The organism is Thalassospira sp. MCCC 1A02898 (assembly GCF_001618185.1).
GTDB classification, from domain to species: Bacteria; Pseudomonadota; Alphaproteobacteria; order Rhodospirillales; family Thalassospiraceae; genus Thalassospira; species Thalassospira tepidiphila.
On sequence record NZ_LPXK01000001.1, the window covers coordinates 511,182 to 525,174 of the forward strand.

General features: G+C 55.2%; 11 protein-coding genes. 7 read left to right on the top strand and 4 right to left on the bottom strand.

Annotation, left to right across the window (positions count from 1 at the left end; translation table 11 throughout):
• Positions 1 to 56: 56 nt before the first annotated feature.
• Complete coding sequence (locus tag AUQ41_RS02350) at positions 57 to 1,364, top strand: penicillin-binding protein activator (protein ID WP_063086838.1); 1,308 nt, start codon at positions 57 to 59, stop codon at positions 1,362 to 1,364.
• A gap of 43 nt (positions 1,365 to 1,407) precedes the next feature.
• On the opposite strand, the gene nth is transcribed toward AUQ41_RS02350, so the two are convergent.
• Positions 1,408 to 2,049, bottom strand: a complete 642-nt coding sequence (nth, locus tag AUQ41_RS02355) for an endonuclease III (RefSeq protein WP_063086839.1) — start codon at positions 2,047 to 2,049, stop codon at positions 1,408 to 1,410.
• A gap of 22 nt (positions 2,050 to 2,071) precedes the next feature.
• Positions 2,072 to 3,025 carry a glycosyltransferase family 2 protein gene (locus AUQ41_RS02360; RefSeq protein ID WP_083952707.1) on the bottom strand — a complete coding sequence of 318 codons (954 nt, stop codon included), beginning with the start codon at positions 3,023 to 3,025 and terminating at the stop codon, positions 2,072 to 2,074.
• A 127-nt stretch (positions 3,026 to 3,152) separates the two neighbouring features.
• On the opposite strand from AUQ41_RS02360, the gene AUQ41_RS02365 reads away from it, so the two are divergent.
• From AUQ41_RS02365 to dapB, 4 genes are all read left to right on the top strand, one after another.
• Complete coding sequence (locus AUQ41_RS02365; protein ID WP_063086406.1) at positions 3,153 to 3,653, top strand: DUF2244 domain-containing protein; 501 nt, start codon at positions 3,153 to 3,155, stop codon at positions 3,651 to 3,653.
• A 336-nt stretch (positions 3,654 to 3,989) separates the two neighbouring features.
• Positions 3,990 to 5,906: a molecular chaperone DnaK gene (dnaK, locus tag AUQ41_RS02370; protein WP_008888681.1), complete on the top strand. Its 1,917-nt coding sequence runs from the start codon at positions 3,990 to 3,992 to the stop codon at positions 5,904 to 5,906.
• 104 nt (positions 5,907 to 6,010) lie between these two features.
• Positions 6,011 to 7,156: a molecular chaperone DnaJ gene (gene dnaJ / locus AUQ41_RS02375; protein ID WP_063086408.1), complete on the top strand. Its 1,146-nt coding sequence runs from the start codon at positions 6,011 to 6,013 to the stop codon at positions 7,154 to 7,156.
• Positions 7,157 to 7,285: 129 nt separating this feature from the next.
• On the top strand, positions 7,286 to 8,086 hold the full coding sequence (gene dapB, locus AUQ41_RS02380) for a 4-hydroxy-tetrahydrodipicolinate reductase (RefSeq protein ID WP_063086410.1): 801 nt from the start codon (positions 7,286 to 7,288) through the stop codon (positions 8,084 to 8,086).
• Between the two features lie 90 nt (positions 8,087 to 8,176).
• On the opposite strand, the gene polA is transcribed toward dapB, so the two are convergent.
• Positions 8,177 to 11,008, bottom strand: coding sequence for a DNA polymerase I (polA, locus tag AUQ41_RS02385; protein WP_063086412.1), 2,832 nt, complete (start codon positions 11,006 to 11,008; stop codon positions 8,177 to 8,179).
• Positions 11,009 to 11,309: 301 nt separating this feature from the next.
• Here polA and AUQ41_RS02395 point away from each other — a divergent pair, with 301 nt between their 5' ends.
• Both AUQ41_RS02395 and AUQ41_RS02400 read left to right on the top strand, forming a co-directional pair.
• The gene (locus AUQ41_RS02395) at positions 11,310 to 12,071 is read left to right on the top strand and encodes a hypothetical protein (RefSeq protein ID WP_063086416.1); all 762 of its coding nucleotides are present in this window, start codon (positions 11,310 to 11,312) and stop codon (positions 12,069 to 12,071) included.
• Between the two features lie 59 nt (positions 12,072 to 12,130).
• Complete coding sequence (locus AUQ41_RS02400) at positions 12,131 to 12,703, top strand: alpha/beta fold hydrolase (RefSeq protein ID WP_063086418.1); 573 nt, start codon at positions 12,131 to 12,133, stop codon at positions 12,701 to 12,703.
• Here the strand turns inward: AUQ41_RS02400 and AUQ41_RS02405 are convergent, their stop codons facing one another.
• Positions 12,704 to 13,993, bottom strand: a complete 1,290-nt coding sequence (locus AUQ41_RS02405; RefSeq protein WP_083952706.1) for a folylpolyglutamate synthase/dihydrofolate synthase family protein — start codon at positions 13,991 to 13,993, stop codon at positions 12,704 to 12,706.

The window sequence follows — 13,993 nt, forward strand, 5'->3', positions numbered from 1 at the left end:
TCTCTTTCGGGCTGACCGCTTGTAACGCGACCACGAGTATCACGGACCTTTTCGGCATGCAACGTGATGGGGCGCCGGTTGAAAGTGCCAATCAGCCAGGCAGCAATACCGTTGATCCGAACAGTGCCCCCAATCAGGGCCTGATCCCTGATGCCAGCCCATGGCCAAGCGATGCTGCCTTGCCCGAGGGCGAGGGCGCTGAACTTCCGTTGCTGTATAATGACGATGCGGCTGTTTTTGAAAAGCGGGTTGCGTTGTTGTTGCCGCTGTCAGGTCAGCACGGCGAACTGGGCCGGGCGATGCGCCATGCCGCAGAACTCGCCATGTTTGATATTGCCGGTGATGACTTCATCCTGATGCCAATCGATACCGCGGGAACCTATCAGGGCGGGCAGAATGCCGCGCGCGAGGCCGTCGATGCCGGTGCCAAGATGATCCTTGGCCCGCTATTTGCCGAATCGGTTAGTGGGGCCAGCGAAGTTGCCAAATCGGCAAATGTGCCGGTGGTGGCCTTTTCCAACAATCGTCGGGTGGCGGAAAGCGGTGTTTGGGTCAATGGCCTGATCCCGGAAGACCAGATCGCGCGTGCGGCGGGCTATGCCACGACGCAAGGGCGTTACCGTTTCGCAGCCCTTCTGCCGCAAAACGATTATGGCCGCCAGATCGCAAGCGGACTTAATACCGTTGTCTCACGCGTTGGCGGGACCCTTGGCCGGGTGGCGTTCTATCAACCCGGTTCGGAAGATTTGCAGCAAACCATTCGGGACTTTGCCAATTATGACGCGCGGCGTGCGAACCTGCGTGCGCACAAGGCGCAGCTTGAAGCCGATGGCAGTGCCGGGTCCAAACGCGCGCTAAGGCGTCTTGAAGGGGTCGATACCTTTGGCGAGCTTGATTTTGATGCCCTGATCCTGCCGGCCACCGGTGGCGAGTTGCGTCAGGTTTCCTCGCTTCTGGCCTATTTCGATGTTGACCCATCCGTGGTGCAGTTTATCGGAACGTTTGGCTGGAACGATCCGGGCCTGTTTGCCGAACCGGCGCTTAAGGGCGGGATTTTTGCCGCCCCCAACCCGGAAAACTGGGAGCTGTTTGCCGCCCGTTTTGAGCGCACCTTTGGCAGCCAGCCGCCACGCATCTCAAGCCTTGCCTATGACAGCACGGCTTTGGCGGCCCTGATGGCGCGTGATGAAAACAATATGAGCCAGCAGACGCTGACCAATCCAAGCGGATTTGTCGGTGTGGACGGTATCTTCCGCCTGACCCCGGATGGTCAGTCCGAGCGTGGTTATGCCATCATGCAAGTCCAGCCCGATGGCGCAAAGGTCATTGCACCTGCCCCGGCAAGCTTCGATCAGGTTTTCTGATCTGGATCTTGTTAACTGCTGAAACTTTTAAACGCCTGCCGGATCAAGCCCCGGCAGGCGTTTTGTCTTTGTAATTGCACAGATCATTGACGATGCAGTCGCCACAGCGCGGCTTGCGCGCCTTGCAGATATAGCGCCCATGCAGGATCAGCCAGTGATGGGCATGGGTCATGAAACGGGCCGGAACCTTTTTCAGCAGCGCCTTTTCAACCGCCAGAACCGTCTTGCCATTGGCCATGCCGGTACGGTTGCCGAGCCGGAAAATATGGGTATCAACCGCCATGGTATGTTCGCCCCAGGCGATGTTGCGTACCACATTGGCGGTCTTGCGGCCGACACCAGGGAGTTCTTCGAGGGCTTCCTGATCGTTGGGGACAATGCCGCCATGCTTTTCGACAAGGATTTTGGCCGCCGCCATCACGTTCTTGGCCTTGCCACGATAAAGCCCGATGGTTTTGATGTGCTCGATCAATGCTTCTTCGCCAAGATCAAGCATGTCCTGCGGGGTTGAGACGATCTGAAACAGCTTTTTGGTCGCCTTGTTCACCCCGACATCTGTCGCCTGTGCAGAGAGTGCAACCGCGACCAGAAGGGTATAGGGATTGGTGTAGTCAAGCTCCCCTTTCGGTTCCGGGTCTGCATCAGACAGACGCTGGAAAAACTCTTCGATGGCGGCTTTGTTCATCGGGCGGGCCATTGGAACATCCTTATTGCGGTTTACTGGCAAGATGTCTAGAGAACCTAATTGTAGAAGTTCGCCTGAATGTTTCGCAGCTTTCAAAAACAATCTTTTCAGGATGGGATCCCACCAGTCCCAGCTTTGCAAACACATAGTTTCTGAATTCGATCGAGAAAACTGACTTTTTCTCGCGTCGTTTGGCCCAGCGCCAGGATCTACTAGTTGCTCTTTTAACAATTTTGCGACGCATCTTCGATGTTAGATCAGGATGATCTTCCAGCAAGTAGGCTAGCGCAAGGTTCAAATCGTGCAGAGCTTGGGCTCCCGCTGCGGCACCAGAAAGCCGTCCTTCCGCATCTTTCGGAGCAAAAACCAGAACGATGGGTACTTCCACAAAATTGGTTATGCAGGATAAGCGCAAGCAAATAGAATAATCTTGTATAAAAACCCTCTCGTCACATCCTAAAGCTCTCTTCGCCAGTTGAGTTCTAACAAGGACACAACTTGGATTGAACCTAGCCATCTCAATCATCGTTGAGAGCGCTTCCGAATTCCTCAAAAGCCGATAATCACCTTGATTCGGTTCAGGTTTTTGATAGATTTTTTGATCAGTATCGATTTGCTCGATCAGCGAATGTGCTAATCCAAAGCCAGTCTCTTCGAGCGCATTCAGCAGAAGTTCGGTCGAATTAGGACACAACACATCATCGCCATCCACAAATTTGATGAACTTGCCGGTGGCGGCACGAATGCCGGTATTGGTGGCAATCGCAGGACCGGAGTTTTCGATTGTGATGATCTTTATTTCGGGGTGCCGGTGGGCATAGGCTTCTATCCTTGGCAAAGTGTCATCGGTGGAACCGTCATTTACTAAAATTATCTCGCGGTCAAAGTCACCCGTTTGTGCAAGAACTGCATCCAGCACGGGCCGAATGTAATCTTGCTTGTTGAACAGTGTTATAACGTAGCTGACTTTGATCATTGGTCTTACCGCGATTAAGAAAAAATAAGGTGCCAATCTACTGAGTGCTGTCGCAATGTAAATGACGTTAAGTGATTGGTACGCGAAACACCTATGCCAATATCATTCCGCATTCACGAGATTGTAAATGCCAAACGTGCCGCGTTCAGCAAAACCGATCTTTCGGGTGGATCTGTTTCCGCCGCGATCGCTGTCGCGCCGCGCTGCCCGCAATATTGTGCTGTTCATAGCCGCACTCACCACGACCATTGGATTTATCTTCTGGTCGGTGGGCGCATGGCCGGTGATCGGGTTTTTGGGGCTTGATGTTGTGTTGCTGTCACTGGCGTTTTATTTCAGTTTTCGTTCCGCCCGGCAGGAAGAACGGATCGAGCTTGCAGAAGGCAACCTTCGGGTGACACGGATTTCAGTGCGTGGTGAACGCGAGGAATTTGATTTTCAGCCTTATTGGCTGCGCGTGGTATTGGAACGCGGTGAGGATGAACAAACCGCGCTGTTTTTGCGCACGCACGGCAAAAGTCTGGAAATTGCGCGTTTTCTGGGCGCAGATGAAAAGGAAAATCTGGCGAACAGACTTGAGACCGTGTTGCGCCAAACCCGCTGTAATCCTGCCGATATTCCGATCTGAGGTCCGTGATCTGAGTGTTTTGCAACCCGGTTATGAAGCAATTCGAAAGTCGGGTTTTGTGCCTTAAAAACCGGCTTTTCTTGCCCATTGCGCCGGTTTATCGGGCCTGAAATGCAGTTGATCGGATCAAAAATGCGGTTTGAAGGCAAAAAACAGCCAAGATTCCCCACTTTGACCGCTTGCGACTTTGTGGCGACTTTCATATATAGGTTCGCGGGGTAACGAAGAAGCCCCAGAAAAATTACGTGTATTACAACCATTGGTCCCAGGAGGTCCTGCGCGGCGCTTCATTTCGGAGGCTGCGGGACGGACCGGCCGCTAAAAGAGGAACTTACTATGGGTAAGATTATTGGTATCGACCTTGGCACCACCAACTCGTGCGTAGCAGTCATGGACGGCAAAGAAGGCCGTGTGATTGAAAACAGCGAAGGTGCTCGTACCACCCCGTCAATGGTCGCTTTCACCGATGATGGTGAACGCCTTGTCGGTCAGCCGGCGAAACGCCAGGCAGTCACCAACCCGGAAAACACCCTGTTTGCTATTAAACGTCTGATCGGTCGTCGTTACGGCGATCCGGAAGTCGAAAAGGACAAGGATCTCGTTCCGTACAAAATCGTATCGGGCGAAAACGGCGATGCATGGGTTGAAGTCAATGGCGAGAAAATGGCCCCGAGCCAGATCGCAGCCATGGTGCTTCAGAAAATGAAGGAAACCGCAGAAGCCCATCTGGGCGAGCCGGTAACCGAAGCCGTGATTACCGTTCCGGCATACTTCAACGACTCCCAGCGCCAGGCAACCAAAGACGCCGGCAAGATTGCGGGTCTTGAAGTCAAACGTATCATCAACGAGCCGACCGCAGCTGCACTGGCCTATGGTCTGGACAAGAAAGACGGTGGCACCGTGGTCGTTTATGACCTTGGTGGTGGTACCTTTGACGTGTCGGTTCTGGAAATCGGCGATGGCGTTTTCGAAGTTAAATCAACCAACGGTGATACCTTCCTTGGTGGTGAAGACTTCGACAAACAGATCATCGATTACCTTGCTGACGAGTTCAAAAAAGAACAGCAGATCGATCTGCGCAAAGACCGTCTGGCCCTGCAGCGTCTGAAAGAAGCTGCCGAGAAAGCCAAGATCGAGCTTTCCTCGTCGATGCAGACCGATGTCAACCTGCCGTTCATCACCGCAGACGCATCTGGTCCGAAACACCTGAATATCAAGCTGTCGCGTGCGAAGCTTGAAGGTCTGGTTGGCGATCTGATCGAACGCACCATGACCCCGTGTAAGGCCGCACTCAAAGACGCCGGAATTACTGCTGGTGAAATCGATGACGTTATTCTGGTCGGCGGCATGACCCGTATGCCGAAGGTTCAGGAACGCGTTAAAGAGTTCTTTGGCCGTGATCCGCACAAAGGTGTGAACCCGGATGAGGTTGTTGCCCTTGGTGCCGCGATTCAGGGTGGTGTTCTGCAGGGTGACGTCAAAGACGTTCTTCTGCTGGATGTGACCCCGCTGTCGCTCGGTATCGAGACGCTTGGCGGTGTCTTCACCCGCCTGATCGACCGTAACACCACGATCCCGACCCGCAAGTCGCAGACCTTCTCGACCGCTGAAGACAATCAGACGGCCGTGACCATCCGCGTCTTCCAGGGTGAACGTGAAATGGCGGCTGACAACAAGATGCTTGGCCAGTTCGATCTGGTTGGTATCCCGCCGGCACCGCGCGGTGTTCCGCAGATTGAAGTGACCTTTGACATCGACGCCAACGGTATCGTCAACGTGTCCGCCAAAGACAAGGCGACCAACAAGGAACAGCAGATCCGCATTCAGGCATCTGGTGGTCTTTCCGATGACGAGATCGAAAACATGGTCAAGGATGCGGAAAGCAACGCCGAAGCTGATAAAAAGCGCAAGGCCCTTGTCGAAGCCCGCAACCAGGCAGAAGCCATCATCCATGCCACCGAAAAGAACCTTTCGGAACATGGTGACAAGGTTGACGATGCGACCAAGTCGGAAATCGAAAACGCCCTGTCGGCTTTGAAAGAAGCCAAGGATGGTGAAGATGCCGAAGCCATCACCACCAAGCTGAACGAACTGCAGCAGGCCTCGATGAAACTTGGCGAAGCCATGTATCAGGCCCAGCAGGAAGAAGCTGGCGCAGGTGACGCGGCGGACGCTGATGCCTCTGCACAGGCCGACGACGGTGTTGTTGACGCCGACTTCGAAGAAGTCGATGACAACAAAAAAGACAAGTAAGGCGACCGCAGAGGTCGTCTTGAACGACGCCCTGTAAAGAAAAATCGGGCCGTTCCGGACGCAAGAATTTGCTGGAACGGCCCGACCGTATTTCGGAGTTACAGATGGCGAAAGAAGATTATTACGAGCTGTTGGGTGTCAGTAAGGATGCCAGTGCAGCCGAGCTGAAAAGCGCCTATCGCAAGCAAGCGATGAAATACCACCCGGACAAAAATCCGGGCGATACCGAAGCTGAAGTCAAATTCAAACAGGTCAGCGAAGCTTACGAGGTCCTGAAGGATCAGGAAAAGCGCGCGGCCTATGACCGTTTTGGCCATGCTGCCTTTGAACAGGGCGGCCCCGGTGGCGGCGGCTTTGGTGGTGGCTTCGGCGGTGGATTTGGCGGCGGCGGTTTTGCCGACGTCTTTGACGAGATTTTTGGCGCCATGGGCGGCGGACGCCGCGGTGGGGGCGGATCGTCCCGTGGGGCGGATCTGCGCTACAACATGGCGATCACGCTTGAAGAAGCGTTCGAAGGCAAAAAGGCCGAGATTACCATTCCGGGGTCCGTATCGTGCGACAGCTGTGACGGTACCGGTGCCGAAGCCGGTTCGCAGCCGGTCAATTGCCCGACCTGTAATGGTCACGGCAAGGTCCGCGCACAGCAGGGCTTCTTTACCATTGAACGCACCTGCCCGAGCTGCCATGGCAAAGGCAAGATCATCAAGAACCCGTGCAAATCCTGCCACGGTGTTGGTCGCGTCGAAAAGGAAAAGACCCTTCAGGTCACCATTCCGGCCGGTGTCGAAGACGGCACACGCATTCGCCTGGCGGGCGAGGGCGAGGCGGGCACCAATGGTGCGCCTCCGGGTGATTTGTATATCTTCCTCGATATCGGGCATCACCGTTTCTTCCAGCGCGAAGGGGCCAACCTGTATTGCCGGATTCCGATCCCGATGGGCAAAGCCGCCCTTGGTGGCACCATCGAGGTGCCGACCATCGAAGGCACCCGCACCCGAATCAATATCCCGGCAGGTACCCAGTCCGGTCAGCAGCTTCGTCTGCGCGGCAAGGGCATGAGCATCCTGCGCTCGCAAGCGCGTGGTGACATGTTTGTCGAAGTCAGCGTCGAAACTCCGGTCAATCTGACAGACCGTCAGAAAGAACTGCTTGAGGAATTCGACGAGATTTCGCGCGAACAGGGGTCGAGCCCGGAAAGCGAAGGGTTCTTTTCCAAGATGAAGGAAATCTGGAAAGACCTGACCGACTGATCGGCTTGCGCTTAAAACATGAATATCCCAAACCCCCGGCCGCTTTGCCAGGGGTTTTGTTTTGCGCTGTCGGAGCCGTGTGTTAAAGCAATTACGAGTTTGAATTTGCTTGCCCGGAGGAGACCGGAAATGAAGATCGGGATTGTTGGATGTGCTGGCCGTATGGGGCGGATGTTGGTCAATGAAACGGCCAAGACCAAGGGCTGTGAGGTTGGTGGCGGCACCGACCTGCCCGGAAGCCCGTTCATCGGCAAGGACGTCACCCTGATCGCCGGTCTGGAAGAAAGCGGCGTTGTCGTCGGCGATGATCCCAAGGCACTGTTTGAAGCGGTCGATGCGGTGATTGATTTTACCGCCCCGGCAGCAACCATGAAACATGTGAAACTGGCAGCAGAAACAGGCACCATCCTTGTGATCGGCACCACCGGCCTATCGAACGATCAGAAAGATGAACTCAAAGTCGCTGCCCAAAAAGCCCCGATCATCTTTGCCCCGAACATGAGTGTCGGTGTGAACCTTGCCTTCGCACTGGTCGAGAAGGTGGCAAGCATCCTTGATAAGGATGTCGCCGACATCGAAATCGTTGAGATGCACCACAAACACAAGGTCGATGCCCCGTCGGGTACCGCGCTTGGCTTGGGTGAAGCTGCAGCCAAGGGGCGTGGGGTTAATCTGGATGATGTTGCTGTCCGTTCCCGCGATGGCCACACAGGTGCGCGTGAAGACGGCACCATCGGCTTTGCAACACTGCGCGGTGGTGACGTGGTTGGCGACCACACAGTCGTCTTTGCCTGCGAGGGCGAGCGTATCGAGATCACCCATAAGGCATCGTCACGCGAAGTCTTTGCCAAGGGCGCGGTTCGCGCCGCCAAATGGGCGGAAGGCAAGGCGCCGGGGCTTTATTCGATGCGGGAAGTTTTGGGACTTTAAGCGCCCAGAACGTCAAAGCTGATCTTTAAAAAAAGCCCCCGCTGCAGAGTGTTGCAGCGGGGGCTTTTTGCTTTGATATGCGTCTGGGTACTAGTGCGCGTCGGCCCAGCTATCGCCGATGCCGGCATCGGCGATCAGCGGTACGGACAGGTGGGCGGCGTTTTCCATGACTTCGCGGATGGTCTTGATCGCCTTTTCGGTTTCGTCTTCCGGGGCCTCAAAGATCAATTCATCGTGGACCTGAAGCAGCATGCGGGTTTTAAGCCCGGCATCCAGCAAAGCGTTCGGGACTGCAATCATCGCGCGTTTGATGATGTCAGCCGCACCGCCCTGAATCGGCGCGTTGATCGCGGCACGTTCGCCAAAGCTTCGGCGCATGCCGTTTTTGTCATTGATGCCGTTGATATGGATATGGCGGCCAAACAGTGTGCGGACAAAGCCGTGCTTTTTGGCGAATTCCTTGGCCTCGTCCATGTAATCGCGGATGCCTGGATAAATTTCGAAATAGGCTTCGATGAATTCCTTGGCTTCCTTCTGGGCAATGCCAAGCTGGTTGGCGAGACCAAAGGCCGAGATGCCGTAAATGATCCCGAAGTTGATCGCCTTGGCCTTGCGACGGACCATCGGGTCCATGCCCTCGATCGGAACGCCAAAAACCTTCGATGCGGTCGCGGCGTGGATGTCCTCGCCGTTTTTAAACGCCTCGCGCAGGGCGTCGATCTCGGCCACGTGGGCCAGAAGGCGCAATTCAATCTGCGAATAGTCGGCAGAAATCAGCTTGTGACCGGGTTCGGCGATAAAGGCCGTGCGGATTTTGCGGCCTTCTTCGCTTCGGATCGGGATGTTTTGCAGGTTCGGGTCATTCGATGACAAACGCCCGGTATTGACGTTGGTTTGCCCGTAACTGGTGTGTACGCGGCCCGTATTGGGGTTGATATGGTGCGCCAGCGCATCGGTATAGGTGCTTTTAAGCTTGGAAAGCTGACGCCATTCCAGAAGCTTGGCCGGCAGGTCATGGCCTTGGGCGGCCAGCGCTTCAAGCACATCTGCCCCGGTCTGCCAGGCCCCGGTTTTGGTCTTTTTGCCGCCGGGCAGGCTCATTTTATCAAACAGGATTTCGCCAAGCTGCTTGGGGCTGCCAAGGTTGAACGGCTCGCCCGCCATTTCGTGAATGGTTTCTTCAAGGGCAGCCATGCGTTTGGCGAAGTCTTCGGACAGGTTTTTAAGGATCTCGGCATCGACCTTGACCCCAAGGCCTTCCATTTCGGCCAAAACAGGCACCAGCGGACGATCAAGCGTCTCATAGACGCTGGCCATATGTTCCTGCGCGATGCGAGGTTTCAGCAACCGATGCAGGCGCAGCGTGATATCGGCGTCCTCGGCCGCGTAATCAAGCGCCTTGTCGAGCGGGACCTGATCGAAGGTGATCTGGGTCTTGCCACTGCCGCAGACATCCTTGAAGGAAATCGGTTTGTAATCCAGATGCAGTTCGGCCAGTTCATCCATACCATGCCCGTGGCTGGTGCCATCAAGCACATAGGACAGCACCATGGTGTCATCCATCGGGGCGACCTTGATGCCATGGCGGGCCAGAACGATCATATCGTATTTCAGGTTCTGACCGACCTTCAGCACACCGGGGTCTTCCAACAGCGGTTTGAGCAGCTCAATCGCGCGCTCAAGCTTGATTTGCTTCGGCGCGTCCTTGCTGTTGCTTGGGCTGTCGGCTGGATTGTCGCCAAAATCAAAGCCGCCTTGTGCCGCGCCACTGACATGACCAAGCGGGATGTAGCAGCCATTGCCCGGCTCGGTCGAAAGTGAAACACCGACCAGTTTGGCCTGATGGGCATCAAGTGACGTGGTTTCGGTATCGACTGCGACGGTGCCCAGATATTCGGCCTCGGAAATCCAGTGCCTTAGGCGGTCTTCATCCTGCACCAGTTCATATTCAGCCTTTTCGACCTTGATATCATTGACGCCAACACCGGCCGCCGTCGGGCTTTCAAAATCAACATCGCCGCCGAATTTCGACTTTACTTTAGAAAGCAATGATTTAAAGCCGTGACTTGCGATGAAGCTTAAAAGAACTTCCGGATCGGGTTCACGTAGTTCGAAGTCACCGAGTGGTTCGACGACCGGCACATCGGTTTTCAGCGTCACCAGATCGCGCGAAATACGGGCAAGCTCGGCATTTTCAATCAGTTTCTCGCGGCGCTTGGGCTGTTTGATTTCGCCTGCGCGTTCCAGTAGAGAATCAAGATCACCATATTCATCAATAAGTTGGGCGGCGGTTTTAATGCCAATACCGGGCACACCCGGCACGTTATCGACGGAATCGCCCGCAAGTGCCTGAATATCAATGACCTTGTCCGGGGAAACACCGAATTTTTCCAGAACTTCGGCAGCACCGATGGTGCGATTCTTCATCGCATCAAACATTTGTACCCGATCGGTGACAAGCTGCATGAGGTCCTTGTCCGAAGACACGATAATCACGTCAGAACCTTCTGCCTCGGCCTGGCGGGCATAGGTCGCGATCAGATCGTCGGCCTCAAAACCTTCGAGCTCGATGGATGGCAGATTAAATGCACGGGTCGCATCACGGATCAGGCCAAACTGCGGTACCAGTTCTTCGGGCGGCGGCGGACGATGGGCCTTGTAGTCGGGATAGAAGTCGTTGCGGAACGACTTGCCCTTGGTGTCAAAGATCACCGCCATATGGTCTGGTTTGGTATCTTCGCGCAGCTTCATCAGCATGGTGCAGAAGCCATAGACCGCATTCACCGGCGTGCCATCGGGGCTTGTCATCGGTGGCAGGGCGTGAAAGGCGCGGAAAATAAAGCCGGAACCGTCAACCAGAACGACGCGACGCGGGGATTTGGCGGCGGACGAACCGGTGCTGGACGGGGCGGAATCTGTCATGCGTCTCGTGCTCTTATACTCGTTAAAAGATTGGCCGGAAGAATGCCCGATCCCGGCCTGTAAGTCGAGTGCCGCCTGCCTTAAACAGGCAAAAACACCCAAGGCTGCTGACAGTTTTGCGTATGCGTATGCCAAGGGTAAGCTTATGCGTCTGAGATATCATTTCGAAATCATAACAACATTGCTAAAACCCTCATTTTCCGGGTTTTTTGGCATCACTCTTCTTTGTGCTTATCAGCTTGCCCCGGGATTGCTATGGTAGCGGATTACTTCATCCCAAGGGACATGGGAGAGCGGGTTCGTGACCCGGAAAACGAGCAAGCCGGAATTTTTGCCAAAAGGCATCGGCGTCGAAACTGCAGGTCCGGCGCGTGAGCTTTCAGATGACATGAAGCTCGCCACCCGGAAAGGCAAAAAGCAGAAAGACCGTCGCAATGCGAACGGTGGTGGATGGCGCAGCTTTTTTAGCGTCACTGTATGGCTGCGCTTTATCCTGACCTTTGGCACCTTTGGCCTGATCGTCCATGGACTGTTTGTTGTCTTTGGCATTTATGAACGTAATCAACGCCTTGCCAACTTTGATCACTTCGTCTTGTTGATCAAACTCGTGGTGTTTGTCGCGCTGATGTATTTGTTCTACGCGATGCTGATGCATTACGGCCCGATCCGCCACAAGGTGCGTGGCATCTTCTTTCTGGCTTTGGCACCGGTGGCCGCCCTTTGCATCTTCATGATCTATGGCGGCGGGATGATTTTTGGCAGTTTTCTGCCGGTGTTGCAGTTCCTGACCCTGACCGTCGGTGTGGGTGGATTTTTGCTCTATATTCTTGGCTATACCTGGATTACCGGGCGCAAGGTCAAACGCGAAGCTGCCAAACACGGTGATCCGGCCCAGGTTGCAAATGATGGCGATGCTACGGGTGACAGAGGTTTGCCACCACTTGTCCAGGGCGATCGTCGCCGCCAGAATACGGCGGGCAATCTGCGTCTGCGCCGTACAGATGGCGGTGATGGACCGGCAAGGGGCTCAGCACGGCGCAAGATCGAACTACCTGACGTTTGATTGCCCGACGTCTGACTGCCTGTGTTCTGATGACCGATTTCTAAACGACGGAGGGCATCATGGCTGTGTTACGTGATCTGGTTTTTATCCACAGTGCCGGTCCGCAAGGCGGCAACAGCGGCAGCACCGGCCTGATTTCCCGGCTGGAAGAAGCCCTTGGTGACGAGTTTCACATCATCGCCCCTTTGATGCCCGACCCGGAACGCCCGGACATAGATGGGTGGTTGGCCGAGATCGCAAAGACGGTTTCACAGGCACGATCAGGGGCCGTATTGATGGGCCATTCACTTGGCGGGTCGTCCATCTTGCAATATCTGGCACGAAATCCGCAAATCTGGCGTGATAACAATCGCTTTGCAGCGGTCTTTAGCATCGCTGCCCCGTTTTGGGGTCTGGAAGACTGGGAAGTAACGGATTTTTCGCTGACGGAGGACGAGCTGGCTATACTCGAAGGGTGTCGGCCAATGCATTTCTGTCACAGCAAAGACGACAAGATTGTCGGGTTTGCGCATTGCGAAACCTATTTACAGCACTTCCCCCAGGCAGATCAGATAACGTTGAATGATGCCGGGCACGCCTTGTCAGACGGAGATATTACAGCATTGATTCAGAAAATACGCATATACGCTTGATCAGGCGTGTTTTTCCAGAACCAGACCCGCAAGATAGAGGGATCCCAGAATAAGCACCCGTTTCGGGGTGCGGCAGGCATCAAGAAGCTGGGTAATGGCCGCTTCGAACCCGTCACTGGAAAATGCCGGCGAAATGCCACAGGCAATGGCCGCATCGCGCAGGGTTTCTGGCCGATGTGCCTGATGTTCGCCGGGGATTGGCACACCGGCTAAGGCGGTGATATGCGTTGCCAACGGTTTCAGGAAGGCTTCCGCATCACGGTTATCAAGCATGCCCATGATGACAACGGTGTCGCCAGCGGGTTGGCGCGACAGCCAGTCGGCAATTGCCTCGGCCGCGGCAATGTTGTGGCCACCATCCAAAATCAGATCGCATCCATCGGGCAAGGCATCGCACAGCGGGCCTTTGGTAAGTTTCTGTAGCCGTGCGGGCCAGCTTGCGGTTTCAAGACCACGGGCAAGGATATTGGTATCCTTGCCGTCACAACCACGAATTCCAGCCTTGCGCACGGTGGCGATCGCGGTGGCGGCATTGGTATATTGATGGCGTCCTGGCAGGGCAGGGTGCGGGAGATCGATCTGCTCGGTCCCGATGCGGATGGTGAAGCCGTCTTCGCGTTCCTGGGTGACCTCGAAATCATTGAAGATCGGGGCCGAAATGCGGTTGGCGTGACAGGCCAGCGTATTAAACGCCTCAAGGCTTTGTGGGGCTGTGATGCAGGGAACGCCGGTTTTCATGATCCCGGCCTTCTCGAACGCGATTTTGGCAATCGTGTCACCGAGGAACCCTTGATGATCCAGTGAGATTGGCGTGATCACGGTCGCGGCAGGTTTATCGATGACGTTTGACGCATCGACACGGCCACCCAGCCCGGTTTCAAGCAACAGGACATCGGCTGGAACCCGCGAAAAGGCAAGGAATGCCGCGGCCTGGGTAATTTCAAAGAAGGTAATGGAGTCCCCTGCATTAACCGCCTCAACTTCTTCCAGAAGATCACAAAGGGCTTCTTCGGAAATCATCTGGCCGGCAAGGGTGATGCGTTCATGAAAACGCACCAGATGCGGGGATGTGGAGCAATGCACCCGAAGTCCGGCCGCCTCATAGATTGCCCGCAGATAGGCAAGGGTCGATCCCTTGCCATTGGTGCCAGCGATATGAATGACGGGGGGGAGCGAAAGATGCGGATTGCCCAGCTTTTCAAGCAGCCGGGTAATCCGCCCTAACGAAAGGTCGATGACTTTCGGGTGCAGCTTGCCAAGGCGAGCAAGGATTGCGTCGCTGCCCGCCAA